Raw genomic sequence first — 23,511 nt, 5'->3', positions numbered from 1 at the left:
CGAACGCTTTCCCCGATCCGCCGATGAAAGGCGCAGGAGTTCGATGAGCTATCTCGACGATCTTTTTTCGGTGGCCGGCAAGACCGCGCTGGTCACGGGCGCGGCGACCGGCATCGGCCGCATGGCGGCGACGGGCCTCGTCAAGGCCGGCGCAACGGTGATGATCGCCTCGCGCAAGGGCGAGGACTGCATCAAGGTCGCCGAGGAATTGAACGGGTTTGGCGCGCCGGGCCGGGCGGAAGGCTTTGCCGGAGACGTTTCCAGCGAGGCCGGCATTGCCGCCTTGGTCGGCGAGGTCAAGACGCGGGCCGAACGGCTGCATATCCTGGTCAACAATGCCGGCGTGTCCTGGGGAGCGCCGCTGGAGAGCTTCCCCTATCATGCCTGGGCCAAGGTGTTCGGCGTCAACGTCACCGCCGTCTTCCACCTGACCCGCGAACTGCTGCCGCTGCTCGAAGCCGCCGCCAGCGACGAGGATCCGGCCCGGGTGATCAATCTGGGCTCCGTGATGGGCACGCAGCCGCTGGCCGACGACGCCTACTCCTACACCGCCTCCAAAGCGGCCGTTCATCACCTGACGCGCACCCTGGCGCTGGAATTCGCCGGCCGCCGCATCACCGTCAACGCCTTTGCCCCTGGGCCCTTCCAGAGCCGGATGACGGCGTTTGCCACCGCCACTGAGGAACAGGCCAGGCATGTCGGCAGCCACGTTCCGATCGGCCGTATCGGCGCCCCGGATGACATTGCCGGCGCAACGCTCTATTTGTGCAGCCGTGCAGGCAGCTATGTCACCGGCGCCATCCTGCCGATTGACGGTGGACAGTCGGTGCAGCATGGGCTGACCCTGTTCAAGGAATGACATGTCCGGCCGGGGAAGCCGGGGATGAAACTGGAGGACATCCGCGTGGAACCGATCAGTCTCGATGTGCTTCTGGCCAGCGTCGGCAAGGAGGTGGGCGTCTCGCCATGGCGGGTGGTCACGCAGCGCATGATCGACCAGTTCGCAGACGCTACCGACGACCACCAGTTCATCCATTGCGATCCCGAGCGGGCCAAACGCGAGACGCCGTTCGGCGGCACCATCGCGCATGGCTTCCTGTCGCTGTCGCTGTTGTCGGCAATGACCTTCGAGACCATGCCGCCGCTGGAAAACGGCAAGATGGGCGTCAACCACGGCTTCGATTCGCTGCGCTTCCTGGCGCCGGTGAAGACCGGCGCGCGCATCCGCACCCGTTTCGTGCTGGCCGACGTCAAGGTCAGACCCTCGGGCTGGGTGCAGACGGCCCATGACGTGACGATCGAGATCGAGGGCTCGAAGAAACCGGCGCTCACCGCCCGCTGGCTGACGCTGACCCTGATCGAACGCCAGCCAGAGACCGCATGAGCGACCCGAACGCGCTCGACCAGGCAGCGCTTTCGCCCTATCTCGAGGCGCGGATCCCCGGTTTTGCCGGACTTTCCTCCGTCGAAAAATTCAAATCCGGCCAATCCAACCCGACCTATCTGCTGACGGCGGCCAGCGGCCGCTACGTGCTGCGCGCCAAGCCGCCGGGGCAGTTGCTGAAATCCGCACATCAGGTCGACCGTGAATTCAGGGTAATGAGCGCCCTTTCGGGCACCGCCGTGCCGGTGCCGCGGATGCTGCATCTCTCGGCCGAGAACTCGCCGATCGGCCGCATGTTCTACATCATGGATTTCATCGACGGCCGCATCTTCTGGAATCCGGCACTGCCGGAAGCGCGCGACAATGGCGAGCGCGCGGCCATTTACGATGCCATGAACGCCACGCTTGCCGCCCTGCACGACGTCGATATCGAGGCCGTGGGTCTCGGCGACTTCGGCCGGCCGGGCAATTATTTCGAGCGCCAGCTGGCGCGCTGGACCAGCCAGTACCGCGCCTCGGAGACCGGTGCCATTGCCGACATGGACCGGCTGATCGACTGGCTGGAGACGCACATGCCCGCCGACGATGGCCGTGTCTCGCTGGTGCATGGCGACTATCGGCTGGACAACCTGATATTCGCGCCGGACCGGCCGAAGGTGATGGCGGTGCTCGACTGGGAACTGTCCACATCAGGCCATCCATTTGCCGATATCGCCTACCAGTGCATGCAATGGCGCCTGCCGCATAGCTCGGGCTTTCGCGGCCTGGGCGGTATCGACCGCGCCGCGCTCGGACTGCCTTCGGAAGAGGACTATGTCGCCACCTATTGCCGGCGGCGCGGGCTCACCGGCATCGGCCACTGGACGTTCTTCCTCGCCTTCTCCTTCTTCCGGCTGGCCGCGATCTGCCAGGGCGTCTACAAGCGCGCGCTGGACGGCAATGCCTCGAACCCGGAAAACGCCAGGACCTATGGCGAGGCGGTGAAACTGCTTTCGCATCTCGCCGCGAAACTGATCGACTGAAACTGATCGACGAGGAGTGATCGATGGGCCGCTTCGACGGAAAGACGGTGTTGATCACGGGTGCCGCGGGCGGGCTTGGCCGCGGCGCCGCCAAAGCTTTTGCCGCCGAGAGCGCGCGGCTGGTCCTCTCCGACCTCGATGAACCAATCTTGAGGAGCTTTGCCGAAACGCTCGATGCCGAGACGGCGGTCCTGGCCGGCAACATCGCCGACGAGGCGCTATCGCGGGCGCTGGTGGCTCTGGCGGTCGAAAGATTCGGCCGGCTGGATGTCGCGGTCAACAATGCCGGCATCCTGCAGAGTTTCGTGCGTTTGCCGCAGGTCGCCTCGGAGGAGGCGCGCCGGGTGATCGAAATCGATCTGCTCGGCGTCTTCTATGCCATGAAGCACCAGATCCCGCAGATGGAGCGGCAGTTCAAGGCGGACGGCAAGGGCGGCGCCATCGTCAACATCGCCTCCGCCGCCGGACTGGGTGGCGCGCCGAAGCTTTCGATCTATGCCGCCGCCAAGCACGGCGTGGTTGGGCTGACCCGGTCGGCGGCAATTGAATACGCCAGCAAGGGCCTGCGCATCAACGCGGTCTGTCCGGCGCACACGAGAACGGCGATGGTCGACAGTTTCGTGCGCGTCTCCGGCGCTCCGGAAGCTGACGCCTTGGCCGAACTGACGCGCGGCGTGCCGATGAGGAGGGTGGCCGAAGTGGATGAGATCACCCCGGTGATCCTGTTCGCCGCCGACCCCGCCAACTCCTTCATGACCGGCCACACATTGGCTGTCGACGGCGGCGTCGGCGCCATCTGACGCCTGCCGCTTGGGAACCAGCGACGCCCTTGTCCGTTTCCGTACAGCGTATATAATTCAGTTGGCCCCCAACCAGCAGAGGCAGACGATATTGCCGGTGAGCGCCCAGACACGCCGCGAGAAACAAAAGGCCGAACAGCGTTCCGAACTTGTCGAGGCCGCGCACAAGCTTGTGCAGGAGGAAGGCTATGAGGGCCTGACCATCCGCAAGCTGGCCAAGCGTGTCGGCTACGCGCCGATGTCGGTCTATTCCTATTTCGCCGACAAGCAGGACATATTGTTCGCGCTGGCCGAGGATGCGTTCGAGACGCTTGCCCGACGCATCGAGGAGCATCCTGCCGACGATCCGATCGAGGCGCTGCAAGCGGTGATGACGGAATACGCCGCATTCGGGCTTGGCAATCCCAATGAATACCGCACCGTCTTCATGACCGAAAAGACCAAGCTGCCGGCAGGCCGGAGCTACGAGGACATGGAAGAAAGCAACCCGGCGATGAAGGTGCTGATCAGCAGGGTCGAGGCCTGCGTCGCCGCGGGGAAGTTGCAGGGCGATCCGCGCGCCATCGCCACCATGCTGTGGGCGGTCGGCCACGGCACCATTTCGCTGCTGATCACTTTTCCCTTCTATCCTTTCGGCGATCCGCAGGCTTTCGTGAAACGGATGTGCGATTTCACCCTTGCCACGCTCAGCACACAGAACGTGCCCCCGCTGACCGAGACACAGGTCAACTGCTGAACGATATCTCCTTGCGTAACCACGCTTCATCGCCGCTCCGCGTTTAACGTGCCAAGCGGGGCGGATTTCCTTGGTTAACAAAAAATTTCCGTACGCGTACGATTCTGGCTTGAACTCCGCGATCGGTGGGCGTATTTGTACGGAATACCGTACATGTACGAGAACAAATTCACCCATCGAACCCGGAGACGGACAATGAAAAAGACCCTCCTCACCCTCGCCGCCGTGCTGGCACTTTCGGGCTCGGCCCTTGCCGCCAACACGACCCACCCGGTCAAGCACGTGCCGCCGGCGACTTGCGTCGACACCAAGGCCAATGTGAAGCTCGATTGCGCATCGACCGGCTCGCTCGAGAAAAAGGGCGTCACGGAAAATACCGCTGAAGGCAAGGGCCTGCGCCTCGGCATCAGCATCAATCCCTGGATCGTGCCGAGCGCGTTCTGATAGCGGCAACACACGCCTGGCCGGTGCAGCCGGCCAGATGTGATTCAGGCGATCGTGACCGGCAGTCTGGACGACGAACTCTCGAAGGCCGCGTCGATCAGCCTCTGCATGTCGGCGGCGCGACGGAAGGATGGATCGCCGTTCCTTCCCCTATCGAGCGCTTCGGCGAAACGCAGCGCGTTGCGCTTCACATCCGGCAGCGCCAGTGTCCGCCAACGTTGCTGGTCGATGTCCTCGCCCAGGCAGGCCGACAGGCGCGAAACCTTGCCGTCTGTTTTGACCTTGATGGCGCCCTTGGTGCCATGCATGGCCAGCGACAGGTCGTTGGCGTGGCCGGTCATGTAACGGCTGGCGACGATCGTCGCGAGCGCCCCGCATTTGAACCGCGCCGTCATTGCGACACTGTCGTTGGCATCAAGCACATAATCGCCGATCCGATCGCCTTCGGCCTTGGGAAACGTCACCAGGTCGGCGTGCAGGGTGGCGATGTCCTGGTCGGCGCCATAGCTTGCGAAATCCAGAATGTGGATACCGACATCGCCGAGCACGCCCGTCGAGCCGTGCCGGTTGGACAGGCGCCACAGCCATTTGTCTTCGATGCGCCAGTCGCCCCATGACTTGCTGACCAGCCAGCTCTGTTTGTAGCTCGCCTCGACATGGCGCAATGCGCCGATCTCGCCGGCCTGCACCATGCGTCGCGCTTCCTCGATCGCCGCCGAGTTGCGGTAGGTCAGGTTGACCATGTTGACGACCCCGGCCGCCTCGGCCGCTTCCGTCATTGCAAGCGCGTCGGCATGGTTCGGCGCCAGCGGCTTTTCGCAAAAGACGTGTTTCCCCTGGGCAAGCAGCGCCAGCGTCGTGGCCTTGTGCACGCCATCCGGCGTCGCATTGATGGCCGCATCGAACGCACCCCAGCCGATCGCCGCTTCCAGGCTCTCGAAAGACTGGCTGATCTTGTTGGCGGCGGCGAACATCGCACCGCGGCCCGGCACCTGGTCGACGCAGGCGACGATTGTGCATCCTGGAATCCTGGCGAACTCCTCGACGTGATGTCCGGCAATGCCACCGGTGCCGAGCAGAAGGAGGCGGTGCATCTTCAACTCACGCCTAACTCAGGCCCTTGTCGCCGTCGGCATGCAGGCGCAGGCCCTTCTGGACGATCTTCTCCTTGGCCTGGTCTGTCGGCACGTTCGGCGCATTGATGATGCCGGACCATGCGGGTGCGGGATTGTGCGCCCAATGCACGGCGTTGCGCAGCACCTGCTGCACGCCTTCATTGTGGTAGATCGGGTAGGTCTCGTGGCCGGGCGAGAAATAGAAGATCCGTCCGGCGCCGCGCTGATAGGTCAGCCCCGACCGGAAGACTTCGCCGCCTTCGTACCAGGAGACGAACACCGTCTCCAGCGGCTCCGGCACCGCGAAGGGCTCGCCATACATCTCCGTCTCGCCGATCTCCAGGCACTCGCCGATGCCTTGCGCGATCGGATGGCTGCGGTTGATGGCCCAGACGCGCTCGCGCTCGCCCGCTTCGCGCCATTTCAGCGAACAAGGCGTGCCCATCAGCCGCTTGAAGATCTTCGAATAGTGTCCGGAATGGAGCACGATCAGACCCATGCCTTCCCAGACCCGTTTCTGCACGCGCTCGACGATCTCGTCCTTGACCTCGCCATGGGCGGCATGGCCCCACCAGAGCAGGACATCGGTGGCAGCCAGCCGGCTTTCGCTCAAGCCGTGCTCCGGCTCCTGCAAGGTGGCGGTGGTCGCCTCGATGCCCTTATCCTGGTTGAGCGCGGCTGCGATGGTCCCATGCATGCCCAATGGATAAAGGCCGCGCACGGCGGCATTGGTCTGCTCATGGACATTCTCGCCCCAGACGACGGCTTTTACCGGCATTTTACGATCTCCCAAAGCGCTTTGAATATCCCACTTGGCGCCGTCTTGGAAAGATGGCTCCTCAACCGAAGCTGGGGAAATCAGCGCGGTTTGCGTCCGGGAACGGTCTTGGCTTTGCCCGGCCTTGCGGGGGCGCCGGGGATAGCCGTCCCCGTGATCGACACAGGATCGCTGGCCGGGAACGTATCCTCGAGGCCTTCCTCGAGTTCCTCTTCGGCGTCGGCGCCGTGATGCCGCTCATGCTCCAGGGAGCGCACGGCCGAGCTTTTCCCGGGCGACTTCGGCGTGGACTTCGATGGCATCGGCATTCTCCCTCGACCTGTTGCCGCAAACGGGCGCGGGCGGCAAACGTTCCGGGATCAGGCCGCCGCGTCGCGTGCTCCCTCGGAGAGGAAAGTAAAGACATAATCCGAGAAGGAACGCCAGCACTCGACCCGGAAAGCGTCTTGCGCCGTGCGCAGCAGAATAATCTCGGCCTTGCCGAGAATGGTACGCGAGGCGGCACCCACCGGGAAGGGTTCGAGCGACAGATCCTGCGGGCAGCCCGAATTGATTGCCGCGGCCGCGGCCGGACCGGCGACCGATATCGCAACGTTGCGATGCGAGATGCCGACAGCGGAATGCAAGGCGGAAATCTTTGCACAATCGGCGAGCGGGTCTTTGCCGGCCTCGTCGATGATCATCCATTCATCCGGCCCAAGCCACAGCGCGGTGCGCCCGCCTTTCGACACGGACGTCTTCGGCTTTTTCGGCATGGTCACGCCGAGCGCCTTCGACAAGGCGGCAAGCGACGCCTCCGGAGCGCGCAGCGAGATCCGTTCGGCCGGCGGCAGCACCTCTACCTTGACGCCGGCGGCGGAGATAGCGCGCCCGGCCAGCGCCGGACGGCGCTCGGCCGCCGGCGATGCGGCCGAAGCCGTCTTTTTCGCGACTGCCTTAGCCATTGAGGCGGCCTCCCGTTTCGTCGAAGAACACCATGCCGGAAACCTCCACTTCGATCGTCCCGCCAGGCATCGGCACGTAGAGCGTGTCGCCCGTGCGTGCGCGACCGCCGGCGACCAGCGCCAGAGCGATCGAGCGGCCGCAATTCTGCGACCAATAGCTCGACGTGACATGGCCGATCATCTTCATCGGGATCGCCTGCCTGGGATCCTCCACGATCTGCGCGCCTTCCTCCAGCACCACCTTGGGATCCTTGGTCTTGAGGCCGACCAGTTGCTTGCGGCCCTTGGCGACCAGGTCAGGCCGCGTCAGGCCGCGAATGCCGACGAAATCGGCCTTCTTCTTGCCGACGGCCCAGTCGAGACCGGCATCATTGGGCGTCACCGTGCCGTCGGTGTCCTGGCCGACGATGATGTAGCCCTTCTCGGCGCGCAGCACGTGCATTGCCTCGGTGCCGTAGGCGGTTGCGCCATGCTTCTGGCCCTCGGCCCACAGCGCTTCCCAGACGGCCTGGCCGTAGTCCGCCGGCACATTGACCTCGAAGCCGCGCTCGCCGGTGAACGACATGCGGAACAGCCTTGTCGGCACGCCGCAGATCTTGCCCTCGCGCACCGACATGTGCGGGAGGGCCTCATCCGACATGTCGATGCCTTCGACCAGCGGCGCGATGATGTCGCGAGACTTCGGCCCCTGTACGGCGATAACAGCCCATTGCTCGGTGATCGAGGTCAGCCAGACATTGAGATGCGGGAACTCGGTCTGGAGATAGTCCTCCATATGGTTCATGACGCGCGGCGCGCCGCCGGTCGTCGTCGTCACATGGAAGCGGTCGGGCGCCAGCCTGCCGACGACGCCGTCATCATAGATGAAGCCGTCCTCGCGCAGCATGATGCCGTAGCGGCAGCGGCCAGGCTCCAGCTTTTCCCACGGATTGGTGTAGAGCAGCTCCATGAACTTGGCCGCATCGGGACCGACCACCTCGATCTTGCCGAGCGTCGAGGCGTCGAACAGGCCAGCCGTGTTTCGAACCGCGACGCACTCGCGGTCGACCGCCGCATGCATGTCCTCGCCACCCCTGGGGAAATACCAGGCGCGCTTCCACTGCCCGACATCCTCGAACACGGCGCCTTGGGCTTCAGCCCAGGGATGGATCGCCGTCTTGCGCGTCGGATCGAACAGCGGACCGCGCGCATGGCTGACGATGGCGCCGAAGGTCACCGGCGTATAAGGGGCGCGGAACGTAGTGAGGCCCACCTCGGGGATTGGCTTGCCAAGCGTCTCGGCGGCAATCGCCAGGCCGTGCATGTTCGAGGTCTTGCCCTGGTCGGTCGCCATGCCGTTGGTGGTGAAGCGCTTGACGTGCTCGATCGAGCGCATGCCCTCATGCACCGCCTGGCGGATGTCCTTGGCGGTGACGTCGTTCTGGAAATCGACGAAGGCCTTCACCATCGTATCCGGACCGGCGCCGGGGGCGGCGCCCAGCATGCCACGCGACCAGCTTTCCGAGGCGTCGACTTTTGGCTTTGTACCCTTGGCAGTCTTTGCGCCGGCGTCCTTTGCCGCCTTGGCCCCTGCCGCATAGGCCTCGTCGAGGGTCGCCGACAGGCCGTCCGTGCCGTTGCAGGCGCCGACAGAGATGCAGTCCTGTGCATAGGTGCCGGGCACGAAGCGCTTGGTTTCGTCGTTGAAGGCGACCTTGCCGCGCGACTGCGAGAACAGGTGCACCGACGGCGTCCAGCCGGCCGACATCAGGATCGCATCGACCGCAATGGTGCGCTCGCCGCCACCATTCTTCGGCTGCACCGTCATCGACGAGACGCGCAGCTTGCCGCCGGCGCGGATCACCGCGCGACCGAAATTGATCTCGATGCCGAGCGTCCTTGCTTCATCGATCACCGGCCCGGTCGGATTGTCGCGCAGATCGACGATAGCCGCGATGTTGACGCCGGCCTTCTTCAGGTCGATCGCCGCCGCGTAAGCGGAATCATTGGCGGTGTAGACGCCGACGTTTTTTCCGACCGCGACGCCATGGTGATTGAGATAGGTGCGCGCGGCCGAGGCCAGCATGATGCCCGGCCGGTCGTTGTTGGCGAACACCATGTGGCGCTCGATGGCCCCGGACGCCAGCACCACGCGCCTGGCGCGCACCTGCCACAGCCGCTCGCGCGGCAGGTCGTGGCCGGGATTTTGCAGATGATCGCTGACCCGTTCGACCAGGCCGACGAAGTTCTGTGCGTAGTAGCCGAAGGCAGTCGTGCGCGACAGCACGCGGACATTGTCCATGCCTTTCAGCCTGGCGATCGCCGCCTGCGCCCAGGCAAAGCCGCCCTGGCCGTCGATTTTCGCGCCGCTCTCGAAGCGCAGGCTGCCGCCGAATTCGGCCTGCTCATCGGCCAGAATGACCCGCACGCCGGTTTCAGCCGCTGCCAATGCAGCCGCGATGCCGGCCGCACCGCCGCCCAGCACCAGCACGTCGCAATGAGCGTAACGCGACGAATAATGGTCGGGGTCCGGCCTGTCGGGGGACACGCCAAGCCCGGCGGCTTCCCGGATCTTGGGTTCGTAGAGGCTCTTCCAGGCCGCCTTCGGCCACATGAAGGTCTTGTAGTAGAAGCCGGCCGAAAACAGCGGCGACGCCAGATCGTTGACCGCGCTGACGTCGAAGGACAGCGACGGCCAGCGGTTCTGCGAGTTGGCGGCGAGTCCGTCATAGAGTTCCTGCACGGTCGCGCGAACATTCGGCGTTTTGCGCGCGTCGTCGCGCACGATCTGCACCAGCGCGTTGGGCTCCTCCGCGCCGGCCGACAGCACGCCCCGCGGCCGGTGATATTTGAACGAGCGGCCGACCAGGTGCACGCCGTTGGCCAGCAGCGCCGAAGCCAGCGTATCGCCTTCGATGCCGACGAAGGACTGACCGTCGAAGCTGAAGCGGGCGGTCTTGGCCTGGCTCAGGCGGCCGGCGCTCGGTATGCGGAACGCGCCGCTCATTTGGCAACCACTTCGCTGGAGTTCTTGGGCAGCTTGGAAGGCTTCGGCTCGCCGGCCTTGTAGGTCATGACGAACTTGTCGGTGACGGTGTCGCGCACGGCGTTGAAGAAGCGCGCACAGCCATGCATGTGTCGCCAGCGCTCATAGATGATGCCTTTGGGATTCGAGCGGATGAAGAAGAATTTTTCGAAATCCTCGTCGCTCTCGCCTGACAGGTTGGCCGAGCGCGCGATATGCGCCTCGCCGGCGTTGCGGAACTCAAGTTCCGGACGCTCTTCCTCGCAATAGGGGCAGCGGATGAGAAGCATGTTTTCGTTCCTACAGCTCAGTCATCGTCAATGCGCCACCGCCGCCGCCGCCGCCTCGTCGATCAACCGGCCGGTGCGGAACCGCTCGATGGTGAAGGGCGCGTTGATCGGATGCGGATCGTCCCTGGCGATGGTGTGGGCAAAGACATGGCCGGAGCCGGGTGTCGCCTTGAAGCCGCCCGTGCCCCAGCCGCAATTGACGTAGAGGCCGGGCACCGGCGTCTTGGCCAGGATCGGCGAGCGGTCGGGCGTGACGTCGACGATGCCGCCCCAGGAGCGCAGCATCTTCATGCGCGTGAAGATCGGGAACATCTCGCAGATTGCGTCCAGCGTATGCTGTAATATGTGCAGGCCGCCGGTCTGCGAGTAGGAGACGTACTGGTCGGTGCCGGCGCCGATCACCAGTTCGCCCTTGTCGGACTGCGAGATATAGGCATGCACCGTGTTCGACATCACCACGCAGGGAACGACAGGCTTGACCGGCTCCGACACCAGCGCCTGCAGCGGATAGCTTTCCAGCGGCATTCGCACGCCGGCCATGTTCATAATGACCGAGGAATGGCCGGCCGCGACCACGCCGACCTTCTTGGCGCCGATGAAGCCGCGCGTCGTCTCGACACCGGTGACCGCGCCATTGGCCGCCCGCTTGACGCCGGTGACCTCGCAATTCTGGATGATGTGCACGCCCCGCGCCGAGGCGCCGCGCGCATACCCCCAGGCGACCGCGTCATGGCGCGCCGTGCCGCCGCGCCGCTGCAAGGCGGCACCGACGACCGGGTAGCGCGCATCCCTGGAAATATTGAGCGGCGGGCAGAATTCCTTCGCCTGCTCGGGTGTGAGCCATTCATTGTCGATGCCGTTCAGCCGGTTGGCGTGGACATGGCGCTTCAGCACCTGGATGTCGTGCACATTGTGCGCCAGCATCATGACGCCGCGTGCCGAATACATGACGTTGTAATTGAGCTCCTGGCTGAGCCCGTCCCACAATTTCAGCGCATGGTCGTAGATGCCGGCGCTCTCGTCATAGAGATAGTTGGAGCGGATGATGGTGGTGTTGCGGCCGGTATTGCCGCCACCGAGCCAGCCCTTCTCCAGCACCGCGACATTGGTGATGCCGTGCACGGTGGCGAGATAGTAGGCGGTAGCCAGGCCATGGCCGCCGGCGCCCACGATGACGACGTCGTATTCCTTCTTCGGCTCCGGCGAGGACCATTGCTCCTCCCAGCCCTTGTGGCCGCGCATGGCCTCACGCGCGATGGCGAATACAGAGTATTTCTTCACGTTCCAGCCTCGCGCCAAAGTCTCGCGGATTTGCGGCCGGGCTAGCAATTTCTCCCGGCGCGCGAGGTGTATCACTAGCGAAACAGCGCTGCCACCCTTGCGCTGTTTGCGACGGCTCTTGCCGTTTTGCGCCGCAACCGGCCGCGGCGTGCGAGGCCAGGGAAAATCGGCGGGTTCGCAGCTTTCGGGTGGCTGCGGCCATGCTCATTTGCGACGACGCATCCGACCGCCGGCAAGGCCGGCTTAGCGGAAGGATGACAGAAACATGCTCGCACTCGCCAACAAGATCGCCATCGTCACTGGCGCCAGTTCCGGCATCGGCCGCGCCACTGCAAAGCTCTTTGCCGAGGAAGGAGCCAAGGTCGTCGCCGCCGCGCGCCGCCAGGCCGAGCTCGATAGGCTTGTCGAGGAGATCGTGGAAACCGGCGGCACTGCGATCGCTCTTGCCGGCGACGTCAGGGACGAAGCCTATGCGAAGGCGCTGGTCGATCTCGCGACCGGTAGCTTCGGTGGTCTCGACATTGCATTCAACAATGCCGGCGCTGTCGGCATGATGGCGCCGCTGCCGGACCTGCCGCCGGCGTCGTGGCATGACACGATGGATACCAATCTGACCAGCGCCTATCTGGCCGCCAGGCATCAGATACCGGCGATGCTGGAGCGTGGCGGCGGATCGCTGGTCTTCACCTCCAGCTTCGTCGGCTATACCGCCGGCATGCCAGGCATGGCGGCCTACGCCGCGGCCAAGGCCGGCCTGATCGGCCTGACGCAAGTGCTGGCCGCCGAGTACGGGCCGAAGGGGTTGCGCGTCAACGCACTGCTGCCAGGCGGCACAGACACGCCCGGCGCGACCACAACCACGCCCGAGGCCCGCACGTTCGTCGAAGGCATCCATGCCCTGAAGCGGATGGCCCGGCCGGAAGAGATCGCCCGCTCGGCGCTTTATCTTGCCTCCGACGCGTCGAGCTTCACCACCGGAACGGCGCTGTTCGCCGACGGCGGCGTGTCGATCAACCGGACGTGAACGGTTTCGGCGCCGGCATGCGGATCAACGCGGGCCGCGATGTCGCAATCCGGGCTTGCATTTGGGCTCGAATTGACGATTCCGTTCTCTCCTTGGAAACGGGCCGGAACCATGCTGCTGATCAAAACCTATGTCGCCCAAAGCGCAATCGAGGGCGTCGGCGTGTTCGCCGCCGAGCCAATCAGGAAAGGCGCCTCGATCTGGCGGCTCGACCCGGATTTCGACCGGCTGATCCCGCTGGAAAAATACGAGGCGGCACCCTCGCATCTCAGGGAACTGCTCGACCGCTACGCCTATCCCAGCCCCGACCGGCCCGGCTTCATGGTCTATGAGGTCGACAATGGCCGCTTCATGAACCATTCGGCGACGCCGAACACGGACTTTTCGCAATATGGCGGGGCAACCGCGACCCGCGACATAGCGGCCGGCGAAGAGATAACCTGCGACTATGGCGAATTCTTCGAGGATTTTGAGCGGTTGCATCTGGCCACCGCGTAGTTGGCTGCCTACCTTGCGAGCGCCCGCTGGGCGATTTGGCCGCCTCCCTTCATTTCGGCTGTGGACAGCGCGGCGTGATTCTGCTATCAGCCGCCACAATTCGTGGTGTAAATCGCCGCGGAGGCTAGTGGCTATGGCCGCTTGCCTGTTGATATCAAACCCGAAAGACAGGATTGCCCGTGCAGGTACTCGTCCGCGACAACAATGTTGATCAGGCGCTTCGCGCTCTCAAGAAGAAGATGCAGCGCGAAGGCATCTTCCGCGAAATGAAGATGCGCGGTCACTACGAGAAGCCTTCCGAGAAGCGCGCCCGTGAAAAGGCCGAAGCCGTGCGCCGAGCCCGCAAGCTGGCCCGCAAGCGTGCACAGCGCGAAGGTCTGCTGCCGATGACGCCGCGTCCGGTGGCTGCTGGCGGTGCCGCCGGCGCAGCGCGTCCGCCGCGCTGATTAACGCCAATATTTCGTCCTTTTCGAAGGATACCAGGGGTGGCGCGATGCGGAATCGCCGCCACCTTTTTATTTTGATGTGACCCGGCCCGGAGGGGGGATCCGGACCTGAATGACGCGGCAAGTGAGGACAGGGCAGACATGAACGCAATCAGCGTGGAGAGCAAAACCACATTTCGTGGCTTTGCCCTGGCGACAGCCCTGCTTTCCGGATTGATGCTTGCCGGCTGCCAGACCTCGGGCCCGACCGGCGAGTTCAACAACATCGACAAGGCGCAAGGGTCGAGCGAGAACATCTCCTCGCTGTCGGCGGTGATTCAGCGCAATCCGCAGGATCCTGAAGGCTACAATGTGCGCGGCTCGGCCTATGGCCGGGGCGGCCAGTACCAGGCGGCGCTCAAGGATTTCAACCAGGCCATCCAGCTTAACCCGAATTTCTACCAGGCCTATTCGAACCGTGCGCTCATCCAGCGCTTCCTCGGCAATCAGGAAGCAGCGCTGGCGGACTACAACCGCTCGATCCAGATCAACGGCAACTACGATGCCGCCTATATCGGCCGCGGCAATCTCTACCGGAAGGCCGGCCGCACCCAGGAAGCCTTCAACGATTTCCAGAAGGCGATCCAGCTCGACACGACCGATGCCCGCGCCTATCACAATCGGGGCCTGATCTATCAGAGCCAGGGCCAGCACAAATTCGCTATCGAGGATTTCTCGACCGCCATCTCGCTGGCCCCGGACGCCGCCGAGCCGTATAATGGCCGCGGCCTTTCCTACCTCGCCACCAATGACGAGGACAATGCCTTCTCCGATTTCAACATGGCCATCAAGCTCGACGGCAAGAACGCCGAGGCCTGGTCCAACCAGGCGCTGATCTACGAGCGGCGCGGCGACAAGGCCAAGGCGGCCAAGTCCTACCGCGAAGCCGTTCGGCTCGATCCCACCTACCAGCCGGCCAAGGATGGCCTCGCCCGCGTCAGCTGAGATCAGGCAAGGCCGGCCAAGCCCACACGCGTCGGATGCGTGTCCGAAAGGACACGTATCGCCGCAGATCGCCATCAATCCGGCAACCGCGCGCTGACCCCGCTGCAAGCCGTGATCGCCTGCCTTGTTCGCGCCAAGGTTTCAGCGGAACGGTCTGGCCACCCAGCCGTTACTTTGAAGCGTTTTGCGAAAGGACCTCCCATGACCAAGAAACTCGTCTGCGCCGCTGCGCTCGCCACGACCATGTTCGCTGTTGCACCGGCAAGCGCCGGCAGATTGCAGCTCGGCACGCTCGACTGCACCATCGACGGCGGCACCGGCTACATCGTGACATCCAACAAGGGCGTGTCCTGTGTCTTCCGCCCCTATCATCACGGTCCGGCCGAGATTTACACCGGCGTCATCTCCAAGCTCGGCGTCGATGTTGGCAAGACGCACCAGGGCCAACTCGCCTGGGCCGTGTTTGCCGCGACCCGTGACCGCGACGCGGGTGATCTTGCCGGCAGCTACTACGGCGTCAATGCCGAGGCGAGCGTCGTGACCGGCGGCGGCGCCAATCTGCTGGTCGGCGGCTTCGACAGCGCCTTCATGCTGGAGCCGCTCAGCGTCCAGGCACAGACCGGCGTCAACCTGGCCGTTGCCGTGACCTCGCTTGAGCTGATCCACTCTCTCAAGTAACGGCACGTTGATCTTCTCGGCACGGACGGCAACCGCGCGATGATCAAAATAGCGCGCGGTGGACTTGGTTCCGCCGCGCGCTTTGCATTTGCGAACTGCTGTGACCAGGCCAAGCTAGCAGATCGAAATTATTGCCGATGGAAGACTTGCTCGTTCTGTGCTACCAACCGGAAATGTTGCTGGCTCTGCGCGAAAATGCGCGCGAGCTCCGGCAGATGTAAAGACATCGTCGAATGCAATTTTGTTGCAGCTGCCGGAGGCCGTGATGGATTTCATCGAGCAGTTATTCGGATTTTCGCCCGATGGCGGGTCGGGATCCTTCGAACTTCTTCTGATACTCGCACCATTCTTGATTGCCGCTGTCTGGTTTTTCATGCGTCGACAGCGACGTTGACGAAATGGCCGCGGACTGGCCATGAACCCGCTCCCCAAAGTACTGGATTTCCTGAACGCGCTCGCCGACGCGTTCACCGAGTGGCCATCGAACCTGCGCCAGATCGCTGCCCGGATCTGCGCCCTCGCCAGATTGCTCTGCGAAAGAATGAAGCTCCCCGATCGGTTGGACCGAAGCGGGCCGCAACGTTGCGTCAAGATCAGCGACCCCGCCTATAAACGCCCGGATCCCCTGATCTACGCGCAGTATTATTTGATGGGCCAGGGCCTCGCCGTCACATGGGACAACCCCGACATCGAGATCCGAAGCGGCGGCAATCCTGTCGCACCACATATGCTGGCGCCCGACACCGAATATGAAATCGTCGCCCGTATCTGGAACAACTCGACCGAGGCCCCGGTCGTCGATCTGCCGGTGAAATTCTCCTATCTGAGTTTCGGCATCGGCACGGTGTCGCATTGGATCGATGAGACCAGGACCGATCTCGGCGTCAAGGGCGGGGCCAACCATCCGGCTTTCGCGTCGGTCAAATGGCGAACTCCGGCAGCGCCTGGTCACTATTGCATCCAGGTCCTGCTCGACTGGCTCGACGATGCGAACCCGAACAACAACCTAGGCCAGGACAACACCACCGTCGGTGTCGCCCATTCGCCCGCAAGATTTGAATTTCGCCTGCGCAATGGCGAGCGGGAGAGGATGGGATTTCGTCTCGAGGCCGATGCCTATTCCCTTCCTGAATTGCCGGTCTGTGAGCCGCGCCCTCGCCCGAGGCCGCGTCGCCGGCCCTTGCGCACCTTCCCCGGCACCATCGCGGCAGTGCCTGTCGGCCACACCCGTCAATCGCATCCTTTGCCCGCCGGCTGGCTTGTCACGTTCGAGCCCGCACAAGCGGACCTTGCCCCGGGTGAGGAAATCCCCGTCACTGTCAATATTGAACCGCCAGCCGGTTTCACCGGCCGTAAGGCAATCAACGTTCATGCTTTCTCGGCCCGCGGCCTCGCCGGCGGCGTGACGCTCTATGTCGAGCGATAGGGGGTCGCCATGGCTTATCGGCACTACACCAAATGCGTATCGGTCGGAAATCACCACGGCAAACAATACGGGCAGATGATCATTGCGGCGGCCGTGGTCGCTTTGCCGCTCATCCTTGTGGGCGCCCTTCCCGGACCGGCCGCCATGCTGGTGGCGCTTGCGGCCATATTGGCCTATTGCCGCTGGTGGCTGTACGACCGGCTGATCTGTCTCGGTGGCGACGAATGCGCGGTGGGCTGGCTGCTCAAGGTCGATCCGCCGGAGGAGAAGTCGGGACTGGACCGGTTCGACACCGACTACAGTCTCAATCTGGTGCCGGGCAATGTCGTCGAATTCACCAACCAGGCAACGGCCGAAAAGATAGCGCCGTTTGGACGCCTGATCGCCAACACGCCTGCGATCCAGGGCGCGGGCCTCGACTGGAAAGGTCAGGAAGCGCGCCAATGGGCCAATGACGACCCGACCGCGGTGCTGCATTGCGAGTTCGAAGGCGCCGGCGTCTACGACCTCATGATAGCCTGCCTTGCCGCAATTCCAGTCGCCACGGCCGCCGCGGTTGCTTGCGCCATTCCCTTCTTCGGCTGGATCGCCTGCGCGGTCCTGTCGCTCATCGCGGCGGTCATCGTCATCATAGGCGGCATAGTCGGCCTGCTCGACACAGCCAATCCGACGGATCTCGACGAGAATCTCGGCGATCTTCACGTCAACGATCCGACGCGCCGCGGCGCGGACATCCTGTTCGTCAAGGGAACGTGGGTCTACGATTCGGCACATGACGGCTGGAACGAAATCCATCCCATCAAGCACTGTCAGAAGATCGGCACCTGGAACGGCAGCTGGAACGAATCCCCGGTTCCCGACGGCAGCCCCGCGCGCTGGTGTGAAGCCGTTGAGACGGCAGGATCGCCATTGACCGTCGCATCCCAGCAGGAGCCTCAGAACCAGTGGACGATACATCCCGCCATAGACGGTTGCCGGCCAAAGCCCGACGATCACCGACCGGACCCCGTGCACTGACCTGGCATCCTTCGCTCGCGAAGCAGTGTCATCTGCTCCTCAAAGATGGCTGCAGCGAATGCACGAGGGGCCCATGACACGCAAAATGATCCTTGCTGCCATCGTTGCCATTGCCAGCCCCGCCTTGGCCCAGGCACAGGACCAGGGCATCGAGCTCGGCACACTTGAATGCGCCATATCGGGCGGCACCGGCTTCATCTTCGGCTCGAGCAAGGATCTGAGCTGCACCTTCACCCCTGCCGACAAGACTTTCGCGCCGGAAGCCTATTTCGGCGCGGTCAACAAATACGGCCTCGACATCGGCACGACCAAGCAGGCGGTGATGCGATGGCTGGTGCTGACGCCGCTGAAGAACATCTACGCGCCGGGCGCATTGGCCGGCGACTATGTCGGCGCCAGCGCCGAGGTGACGGCAACCGTCGGCGCCGGGGCCAATCTGCTGGTTGGCGGCTCCTCGCAGTCCTTCACCTTGCAGCCGCTCAGCCTGCAGACCCAGACCGGCATCAATTTCGCCATCGGTGTCAGCCAGTTCCAGCTGCGCAGCACGGAGAACTGATTGGCCGGCGATGCCGGCCGGCCAGGGATGCGGGCATCCACGAACATGTCCAAAAAATCGCTTGAGCTCAAGCTTGGTTGAGGTTCTACAAACCCATCCGACCATGGTCCTGCCGGACCCCCGAGCCGGCTCCTGGCGCCATGCGTTTGCATCGGGATATGAAATTCGAGGGACCGAAGTGACCGACATCAGCACAAACAGGGTCGACTGGCGCGCATTGTGGGCGAGCGGCGACCTCGCGCGCTTCTGCTTCATCAGCCTCGGCATCCTGCTGCACGCCACCAACGAGACGATGGTGGCGACCGTCATGCCCGCCATGATCGGCGAACTGGCGGGCGTGCAGCTCGTCGGCTGGTCGCTGGCGATCTATGAACTGGGCGCCATCGTCGCCGGTGCCGCGGCCGGACGGCTGGTCAGCTATGTGGCGCTGCGCACCAACATGGTGGTCGCGGCGCTGCTTTACGCGGCCGGCGCGCTGATCTGCGCCACCGCGCCCTCGATGCAATTGTTCCTGGCCGGGCGCCTGATCGAGGGCCTGGGCGGCGGCGCGCTGGTGTCGCTGGCTTTCGTCTCGGTGGAGCGCCTGTTTCCGCGGGCCATCTGGCCGCAGCTTTTCGGTATCATGTCGGCGATCTGGGGCGTCGCCGCCTTCAGCGGGCCGATGCTTGGCGCGATCATGACAGAGCTTCTGTCATGGCGCTGGGCGTTCGGCATCTTCGTGTTCGGCGGTGCGGCGATGGCGCTGGCGAGCTTCGTCGTGCTCGACACGCCGGAAGCGACGAGGCCGAGTGCCGGCGCGGGCAAGGCACCACCCTTCCCGCTCATAGCGCTTGGCTGCCTTGCCGTCGCCGTCGTGCTGATCGCCTCGGCGGGGGTCGATATCGCCCTTCTGCGCTCGTCGCTGCTGATGGTGCTCGGCCTGATCGGCCTTGTGCTGTTCTTCCGTATCGATGCGCTGAAGCCGAAATCGCGGCTTTTCCCCTCGCGGCTGTTCTCGTGGCGCACGCCGGTCGGCAGCGGCATGACCATGGTCGCCGCCTTCTCGGTGGCGACCTGTTCCTTTGCCATTTACGGCCCGCTGCTTCTGACCACGCTGCACCACGTTCCGCTCCTGACCACCGGCTACATCATCGCCGCCGAATCGATCGCCTGGTCGATCCTGTCGATCCTTGTCGCCAACGCGCCACAGGAGCGTGAGAGATCGATCATCGTCATCGGCGCCCTGATGATCGCCACCGGCCTCGCTGGTTTCGCCTACACCATCCCGGCAGGCTCGATCCCGCTGATCCTGGTATGCGCCCTTTTGCAGGGTGGCGGCTTCGGCGTTGCCTGGCCGTTCCTGACGCGCGTCATCGTGGCCTCCGCGCCGGAAGATGAGCAGACCATCGCCTCGGCCGCGGTGCCGACCATGCAGCGCATCGGCTATGCGGTGGGTGCCGCCCTTGCCGGCATCGTCGCCAATGCCAGCGGCTTCTCGCAAGGCCTGAACCGGGACGCGGCGGCTGATGTGGCAACCTGGCTGTTCCTCGCCTTCGTGCCGCTCGGCATCATTGGCTGCCTCGCCGCCCTGCGCACATCGACGACCGCGAACCGGCTGCCGGAAGCTGTCGGCTAATCAGGCCAGGCAACGCTCATTCGACCTCGCGCAGGCGGTAGCCGACGCCGGTCTCGGTGGTGATGTAGCGCGGCTGGTCCGGCGTCTTCTCGATCTTCTGCCGCAACTGCCGGACATAGACCCGCAGATACTGCACGTCGGTCGAATCGTTCCACACCTGCTTCAGCAGGAACTGGTGCGTGAGAACCTTGCCCGCATACTGCACGAGAATGCGCAGAATGTCGTATTCCTTGGGCGACAGCTTCACCTCCTTGCCCCCGACCTTGACGATGCGCTTGACCAGGTCGACGCTGAGATCACCGGTTTGGAACACCGGCCTCTCGCCCTGCTGCTGGAACTTGTGCCGCAGTGCCACACGGATGCGCGCCACCAGCTCGTTCATTCCGAACGGCTTGGTGATGTAGTCGTCGGCGCCGAGTTCGAGCGCGTCGACGATGCCGGCCTCGTCGGCGCGGCTGGAGAGAATGACCACCGGGATATCGAGGCCGTCGTCGCGCCATTTGCGCAGCAGTTCATGGCCGCTCATGCCGGGCAGGCCAAGGTCGAGCAGCACGAGATCCGGTTTTTCCTGCACCATCAGCTCGATAGCCGCCTTGGCGTTCGGCGCCTCGCTGACCGCGTAGCCCTGGCTGGCGAGGCCGACCCGGAGCAACTTGCGGATCGGCGGCTCGTCATCGACGACCAATATCCTGACGTTCGAATTGGTCATCGAGGCTGATCCGCGCTGGAGCCGATGCGATTGCCGATGTTGGGCAACTCCGCCGGCACCGGCATCCTGATGGTGAAGGCAGCACCCGAACGGTCGGTCCGGTTGGCGGCCGAGATCGTGCCGCCCATCGCCTCGATGAAGCCGCGGCAGATCGACAGGCCGAGCCCGGTGCCGGCGCGCACCTGGTCGCCCTTGCGCACCCGGTAGAAAGTATCGAACACGCGCTCAAGATCCTGCGGAGGGATGCCCAATCCCTCATCCATGATCTGAAGCACGACGGAGCCGATGTCGGTCCAGCCCTGCAGGCGGATCGTCGAGCCGGGCGGCGAATATTTCGACGCATTGTCGAGCAGATTGAACAGGACCTGCTCGAACAGCACAGGGTCGAGCTTCAGCATCGGCAGGTCGGGCGGAATATCGACCTCGATCTTGTGCTCGCTGGTGATCTTGCGGGCGCGATCGAGCGCGGTGCCGACGGCGTCGCCGACATAATGCAGCGCATAGTTGGGCTCCATCGCACCGGATTCGATCTTGGTCATGTCGAGCAGATTGGCGATGAAGCGGTTCAGCCGCTCCGCTTCGTCGACCACCGTCGACAACAGCTCCGTCCGGTCCTGCTCGGGCAGATCAGGCGCGAACTCCCTGAGGGTGCCGGCCGCGCCCATGATGGCGGCGAGCGGCGTCTTCAGATCATGGGAGATGGAGGTCAGCAACGCCGAGCGCAGCCTGTCGGCTTCGGCCGCGAGCTTGGCACGGTCGACATCGGCGACGAGCTGGATGCGCTCGATGGCGACCGCTGCCTGGTCGGCCAGCGCGTCGAGCAGCCGCTGCTGCTCGGGCGTCAGCAGCGGACCCTGCTTGTCGTTGTCGAGGCCGACCACGCCGACCGCCGTGCGCCCGGTGCGCAGCGGCAGATAGAGCCGCTTCGCACCGGGCAGCGTATCGGCGCCGCGGCCGGCGGCGCGATCGTGCTCCCAGGCCCAGCGGGCGGCGGCGATGTCGGCCTCCGCCAGCGTGTCGTCGGGCGGATAGCCCGCCTTGACGGTGATGGCGCCGTTTTCGGGCAAAAGCAGCACGACCCGCAATTTCAGCATCGAGGCGATCTGGAAGGCCGTGACCCACAGAACGTCGTCGAGCGTGCCGGCGCCGGCAAGCTTCTTGGAAAACAGATAGATATCCTCCGTGGCCCGCGCCCGTGAGCGGGCGGCGGCGGCCTGACGCTGCACGCGCGCCGTCAGGTTGCTGGCGATGACGGCAACGACGAGGAAGACGGCAAACGCAACGATGCTCTCGGGATCCCTGATCGTCAGCGTGTAGCGCGGCTCGAGGAAGAAGTAGTTGAAGGCAAGGGCGCTCAGGAAACAGGCGTACAAGGCCGGCCACAGTCCGAACGTCACCGCCGATGTCAGTACCGCCAGCAGCAGCACGATCGCCAGATTGCGCACGTCGAGGAACTGATCGAGAACCGTGCCGACGGCCAGCGAGCCCGCGACATAGGCCGTGGCGAACAGATACGGCCATATCTGGAACGGCCGCTGCTCGGCCGCCGTCCTGACCTTTCTCGATGCTGCGTCGGTATCGCGCTCGGTTCCCGAGATGACATGGACGCTGATGTCGCCGGCATTGCGGATCAAATCATAGGTGAGCGAGCCCTCGATCAATTCCCGCCAGCGCGACCGGGTCGGCCTGCCGATTACGATATGGGTGAAATTGTTCGCCGTCGCATGGCGCACGATGTCCTGCGCGACGTTCTGGCCCGGAATGGTCGTCACCTCGGCGCCGAGCTGCTCGGCGAGGCGCAGATGGTTCGCCAGCCTGTCCTTCTCTTCTTCCGACATGGCGGCCGAACGGGGGGTGTCGACATGAAGCGCCGTCCATGGCGCACGGAGCCTGTCGGCCAGCCTGCGCGCATAGCGCACGCGCGCCGCCCCGCCCGGACGCGCGTCGAGGCAAACGAGCACCCTTTCCCCCGCCGCCCATGGGCCCTGGATGGCATGGGACTGCATGTGGTTGAGCAGTTGTTCGTCGACACGCTGGGCGGTGCGGCGCAGCGCCAGCTCGCGCAGCGCCGTAAGGTTGCCGGGCGAGAAATAGTTCTCGATGGCGCGCTGGGCGGTATTGGGGAAATAGACCTTGCCTTCCTCCAGCCGCTTGATCAGGTCGTCGGGTGTCAGATCGATGATTTCGACGTCGTCGGCCCGGTCGATGATGGAATCGGGAACCGTCTCGCGCACCCTGACCCGCGTGATCTGGGCGACGACGTCGTTCAGGCTTTCGACATGCTGAATGTTGAGCGTCGTGTAGACGTCGATACCGCGCGCCAGGATTTCCTGCACGTCGAGATAGCGCTTGGGGTGACGGCTGCCGGGCGCGTTTGTGTGGGCGAGTTCGTCGACCAGGACCAGTGCCGGGCGGCGTGCCAGGATGGCGTCTATGTCCATCTCGTCGAGGGTGCGTCCCTTGTATTCGACCGGGCGGCGCGGAATGACCTCGTAGCCCTCGACGAGGGCCAGGGTTTCCTTGCGGCCGTGCGTCTCGACCACGCCGATCACCACGTCGATGCCGTCGGCCAGCCTGGCGCGTCCCGACATCAGCATTTCATAGGTTTTGCCGACGCCGGGTGCCGCGCCCAGAAAGATGCGCAGACGCCCGCGGCCCTCGCGCTCGGCATGCTCGAGCAGCGCGTCGGGGGAAGGTCTGTTTTCGACGTTGCTTCTCTCGTCCGGCATCGGCATCCAGTTTGAACGGCGCCGGGGACGG

The 23,511-nt window shown here is 64.3% G+C and carries 24 protein-coding genes; 15 read left to right on the top strand and 9 right to left on the bottom strand.

The genetic code is table 11. The annotated features are described in order from the left end of the window. The first annotated feature begins 43 nt into the window (after positions 1 to 43). From FJ940_RS17635 to FJ940_RS17610, 6 genes are all read left to right on the top strand, one after another. On the top strand, positions 44 to 859 hold the full coding sequence (locus FJ940_RS17635; protein WP_140513710.1) for an SDR family oxidoreductase: 816 nt from the start codon (positions 44 to 46) through the stop codon (positions 857 to 859). Between the two features lie 24 nt (positions 860 to 883). Beyond that, a complete protein-coding gene (locus FJ940_RS17630) occupies positions 884 to 1,384 on the top strand; it encodes a MaoC family dehydratase (RefSeq protein WP_263483366.1) in 501 nt (166 codons plus the stop codon). Next, positions 1,381 to 2,406, top strand: coding sequence for a phosphotransferase family protein (locus tag FJ940_RS17625; protein WP_140657326.1), 1,026 nt, complete (start codon positions 1,381 to 1,383; stop codon positions 2,404 to 2,406). The genes FJ940_RS17630 and FJ940_RS17625 overlap by 4 nt, the downstream gene beginning before the upstream one ends. A 23-nt stretch (positions 2,407 to 2,429) precedes the next feature. Beyond that, the gene (locus FJ940_RS17620; RefSeq protein WP_140522440.1) at positions 2,430 to 3,206 is read left to right on the top strand and encodes an SDR family oxidoreductase; all 777 of its coding nucleotides are present in this window, start codon (positions 2,430 to 2,432) and stop codon (positions 3,204 to 3,206) included. Between the two features lie 91 nt (positions 3,207 to 3,297). After that, a complete protein-coding gene (locus FJ940_RS17615) occupies positions 3,298 to 3,942 on the top strand; it encodes a TetR/AcrR family transcriptional regulator (RefSeq protein ID WP_140632439.1) in 645 nt (214 codons plus the stop codon). Between the two features lie 195 nt (positions 3,943 to 4,137). Continuing rightward, positions 4,138 to 4,386 (top strand): DUF680 domain-containing protein, encoded by a 249-nt coding sequence (locus tag FJ940_RS17610; RefSeq protein ID WP_140657324.1) that lies wholly within the window; start codon positions 4,138 to 4,140, stop codon positions 4,384 to 4,386. 44 nt (positions 4,387 to 4,430) lie between these two features. Here FJ940_RS17610 and FJ940_RS17605 read toward each other — a convergent pair whose 3' ends face one another. The 7 genes from FJ940_RS17605 to FJ940_RS17575 all read right to left on the bottom strand — a co-directional run bounded on the left by FJ940_RS17605 (position 4,431) and on the right by FJ940_RS17575 (position 11,798). Continuing rightward, positions 4,431 to 5,480, bottom strand: coding sequence for a Gfo/Idh/MocA family oxidoreductase (locus tag FJ940_RS17605; RefSeq protein ID WP_140513713.1), 1,050 nt, complete (start codon positions 5,478 to 5,480; stop codon positions 4,431 to 4,433). A gap of 13 nt (positions 5,481 to 5,493) precedes the next feature. Then, positions 5,494 to 6,279 carry a ThuA domain-containing protein gene (locus tag FJ940_RS17600; protein ID WP_140513714.1) on the bottom strand — a complete coding sequence of 262 codons (786 nt, stop codon included), beginning with the start codon at positions 6,277 to 6,279 and terminating at the stop codon, positions 5,494 to 5,496. 80 nt (positions 6,280 to 6,359) lie between these two features. Then, complete coding sequence (locus tag FJ940_RS17595; protein ID WP_140496327.1) at positions 6,360 to 6,581, bottom strand: hypothetical protein; 222 nt, start codon at positions 6,579 to 6,581, stop codon at positions 6,360 to 6,362. 57 nt (positions 6,582 to 6,638) lie between these two features. After that, the gene (locus tag FJ940_RS17590; protein ID WP_140657322.1) at positions 6,639 to 7,223 is read right to left on the bottom strand and encodes a sarcosine oxidase subunit gamma; all 585 of its coding nucleotides are present in this window, start codon (positions 7,221 to 7,223) and stop codon (positions 6,639 to 6,641) included. Next, positions 7,216 to 10,209: a sarcosine oxidase subunit alpha gene (locus FJ940_RS17585; RefSeq protein ID WP_140657320.1), complete on the bottom strand. Its 2,994-nt coding sequence runs from the start codon at positions 10,207 to 10,209 to the stop codon at positions 7,216 to 7,218. Before FJ940_RS17585 ends, FJ940_RS17590 begins: the two co-directional genes overlap by 8 nt. Then, on the bottom strand, positions 10,206 to 10,517 hold the full coding sequence (locus FJ940_RS17580) for a sarcosine oxidase subunit delta (RefSeq protein WP_140624374.1): 312 nt from the start codon (positions 10,515 to 10,517) through the stop codon (positions 10,206 to 10,208). The genes FJ940_RS17585 and FJ940_RS17580 overlap by 4 nt, the downstream gene beginning before the upstream one ends. 27 nt (positions 10,518 to 10,544) lie before the next feature. Continuing rightward, positions 10,545 to 11,798 carry a sarcosine oxidase subunit beta gene (locus FJ940_RS17575; RefSeq protein ID WP_140624375.1) on the bottom strand — a complete coding sequence of 418 codons (1,254 nt, stop codon included), beginning with the start codon at positions 11,796 to 11,798 and terminating at the stop codon, positions 10,545 to 10,547. A gap of 265 nt (positions 11,799 to 12,063) precedes the next feature. On the opposite strand from FJ940_RS17575, the gene FJ940_RS17570 reads away from it, so the two are divergent. The 9 genes from FJ940_RS17570 to FJ940_RS17530 all read left to right on the top strand — a co-directional run bounded on the left by FJ940_RS17570 (position 12,064) and on the right by FJ940_RS17530 (position 20,042). Continuing rightward, positions 12,064 to 12,822 (top strand): SDR family oxidoreductase, encoded by a 759-nt coding sequence (locus FJ940_RS17570; RefSeq protein WP_140657318.1) that lies wholly within the window; start codon positions 12,064 to 12,066, stop codon positions 12,820 to 12,822. A 111-nt stretch (positions 12,823 to 12,933) separates the two neighbouring features. Next, positions 12,934 to 13,320, top strand: a complete 387-nt coding sequence (locus tag FJ940_RS17565; RefSeq protein WP_140657316.1) for an SET domain-containing protein-lysine N-methyltransferase — start codon at positions 12,934 to 12,936, stop codon at positions 13,318 to 13,320. Between the two features lie 179 nt (positions 13,321 to 13,499). Continuing rightward, on the top strand, positions 13,500 to 13,766 hold the full coding sequence (gene rpsU / locus FJ940_RS17560) for a 30S ribosomal protein S21 (RefSeq protein ID WP_010911429.1): 267 nt from the start codon (positions 13,500 to 13,502) through the stop codon (positions 13,764 to 13,766). A 141-nt stretch (positions 13,767 to 13,907) separates the two neighbouring features. Beyond that, a complete protein-coding gene (locus tag FJ940_RS17555) occupies positions 13,908 to 14,750 on the top strand; it encodes a tetratricopeptide repeat protein (protein WP_140496334.1) in 843 nt (280 codons plus the stop codon). Between the two features lie 201 nt (positions 14,751 to 14,951). Next, positions 14,952 to 15,428, top strand: a complete 477-nt coding sequence (locus FJ940_RS17550) for a DUF992 domain-containing protein (RefSeq protein WP_140522452.1) — start codon at positions 14,952 to 14,954, stop codon at positions 15,426 to 15,428. Between the two features lie 415 nt (positions 15,429 to 15,843). Then, positions 15,844 to 16,854 carry a hypothetical protein gene (locus FJ940_RS17545; RefSeq protein ID WP_140522454.1) on the top strand — a complete coding sequence of 337 codons (1,011 nt, stop codon included), beginning with the start codon at positions 15,844 to 15,846 and terminating at the stop codon, positions 16,852 to 16,854. A 9-nt stretch (positions 16,855 to 16,863) separates the two neighbouring features. Further along, positions 16,864 to 17,871: a hypothetical protein gene (locus tag FJ940_RS17540; protein WP_140496337.1), complete on the top strand. Its 1,008-nt coding sequence runs from the start codon at positions 16,864 to 16,866 to the stop codon at positions 17,869 to 17,871. Between the two features lie 73 nt (positions 17,872 to 17,944). Then, complete coding sequence (locus tag FJ940_RS17535) at positions 17,945 to 18,427, top strand: DUF992 domain-containing protein (RefSeq protein WP_140513722.1); 483 nt, start codon at positions 17,945 to 17,947, stop codon at positions 18,425 to 18,427. A gap of 178 nt (positions 18,428 to 18,605) precedes the next feature. After that, positions 18,606 to 20,042 carry an MFS transporter gene (locus FJ940_RS17530; RefSeq protein WP_140657314.1) on the top strand — a complete coding sequence of 479 codons (1,437 nt, stop codon included), beginning with the start codon at positions 18,606 to 18,608 and terminating at the stop codon, positions 20,040 to 20,042. A 16-nt stretch (positions 20,043 to 20,058) separates the two neighbouring features. Here FJ940_RS17530 and FJ940_RS17525 read toward each other — a convergent pair whose 3' ends face one another. Both FJ940_RS17525 and FJ940_RS17520 read right to left on the bottom strand, forming a co-directional pair. Then, positions 20,059 to 20,751, bottom strand: a complete 693-nt coding sequence (locus FJ940_RS17525; protein ID WP_140560272.1) for a response regulator transcription factor — start codon at positions 20,749 to 20,751, stop codon at positions 20,059 to 20,061. Continuing rightward, complete coding sequence (locus tag FJ940_RS17520; protein ID WP_140496341.1) at positions 20,748 to 23,480, bottom strand: sensor histidine kinase KdpD; 2,733 nt, start codon at positions 23,478 to 23,480, stop codon at positions 20,748 to 20,750. The genes FJ940_RS17525 and FJ940_RS17520 overlap by 4 nt, the downstream gene beginning before the upstream one ends. Positions 23,481 to 23,511: the final 31 nt, after the last annotated feature.

The organism is Mesorhizobium sp. B2-3-7 (assembly GCF_006442695.1).
Classification (GTDB): domain Bacteria; phylum Pseudomonadota; class Alphaproteobacteria; order Rhizobiales; family Rhizobiaceae; genus Mesorhizobium.
This window is presented reverse-complemented; position numbering and strand designations above follow the sequence as displayed.